The organism is Streptomyces viridochromogenes (assembly GCF_001270495.1).
In the GTDB taxonomy this organism is placed as follows: domain Bacteria; phylum Actinomycetota; class Actinomycetes; order Streptomycetales; family Streptomycetaceae; genus Streptomyces; species Streptomyces viridochromogenes_A.
The window spans coordinates 1-1348 of sequence record NZ_LGUR01000075.1; the positions used below are offsets into that span (position 1 = coordinate 1).

The following is a 1348-nucleotide window of genomic DNA, read 5'->3' on the forward strand; positions in this document are numbered from 1 at the left end:
CTTGACCGGGGGGACGGGGTGCGGACGGAGCTCGGCCGGCTGGGGGACGGTGAGCTGCGGTATCTCGCGCTGTCGTTGGTGCTGCTGACGGGGCCCGGGGTGCTGGAGGTCGATCCGGTGGGGGAGGTGCCTGCGGCCATGCAGACGTTGACCGTGCTGGTGGATGGGTTCGACCGGGGGCTGGATCCCGGGCAGCGGGGGGAGTTGGCGGGGCTGGCGGCGCGGATGTGTGAGCGGGGGCATATCCGGGTGGTCGGGGCTTTGAGTGACGCGGCGGGGGTTGCGGAGGGCGGTTGTGTGACGGTGGTACATCTGGAGCCGTGACCGAACCTCTTGATGTGGCCAAGCTCCAGCGCAGGCTGGCCGAGTTCGCTGCCGCGCGCGACTGGCAGCCGTATCACACGCCGAAGAACCTCGTCGCGGCGCTCAGTGTCGAGGCGTCCGAACTGGTGGAGATCTTCCAGTGGATGACGCCTGAGGAGTCGGCGCGGGTGATGGACGACGCCGAGACCGCGGGGCGGGTGACCGATGAGGTCGCGGACGTGCTGGCGTATCTGTTGCAGCTGTGCGAGGTGCTCGGGATCGATCCGCTGGTGGCGTTGGACGCGAAGATCGATCGGAACGAGCGGAGGTTTCCGGCGCCGTAGTGGTTCGGTGGCGGGGTGGGAGGCGCGTCGTCCACTTTCACTCTGTGTATATGTTCAGCTGGCCGTAGCCGAAAAGTTGTCCGCAGATTTCCGTCTTCCTCTGGCTTTTCGTCTCAAGGGCCTTCACTCTGGGTAGTGGACAAGGGAGTTCGGGCGGACGCGTGGGCAGCGCGTCGGGACAGACGGGGACTGCGGATGGACGCGGTGCGGCTGATCGTGACGGGCAGGCGGGCGCTGGCGGGGAGCAAGGGCGTCCCGGAGATGATGACCGAGGTGTGGCAGGCGCAGGCTCTGGCTCAGGCGATAGGCAGTCGGCTGGCGGTGTTCGGCCCACCTGAACTGCGGGGCGAGGCACTGGGGTTGACGGAGTTGGCGGGGCGTGGGTGTGGGGTCCTGGATACGCCGGATCTGGCGGTGGGGGCCTTACGCGCGGCCCAGCTCACGGAGTTGGGTGACGCGCGGCAGGCGCTGATGCAGTTGGGCGGCCTGCTGGGTGACGTCGGGATCGCTCTCGTCGGGATGGCCAGTGGGGCGGATGACGAGGCCACGTACTGGCAGTGCATGGAAGCGATCGACGCGGCGGACGAGTCTCGGGATCGGGTGCTGGAGATGCTGCGAAGACTTGCGGATCGGGATGAGGTGGTGCCGGAGGCGGGGTAGCCGCGGGTGGGTGGGTGTATGCCTGCGGCGGCCTGTGCGGG

The 1348-nt window shown here is 68.5% G+C and carries 2 protein-coding genes and 1 pseudogene; all 3 read left to right on the plus strand.

The window, feature by feature from the left end:
* A pseudogene (locus tag ADK36_RS09460) lies at window positions 1–324 on the plus strand (ATP-binding protein); the annotation flags it as partial.
* A complete protein-coding gene (locus ADK36_RS09465) occupies window positions 321–647 on the plus strand; it encodes a nucleotide pyrophosphohydrolase (RefSeq protein WP_048587607.1) in 327 nt (108 codons plus the stop codon). The pseudogene ADK36_RS09460 and the gene ADK36_RS09465, both read left to right, overlap by 4 nt.
* A gap of 195 nt (window positions 648–842) precedes the next feature.
* Window positions 843–1307, plus strand: coding sequence for a DUF6099 family protein (locus ADK36_RS09470; protein ID WP_048587608.1), 465 nt, complete (start codon window positions 843–845; stop codon window positions 1305–1307).
* The last annotated feature ends 41 nt before the right edge of the window (window positions 1308–1348 follow it).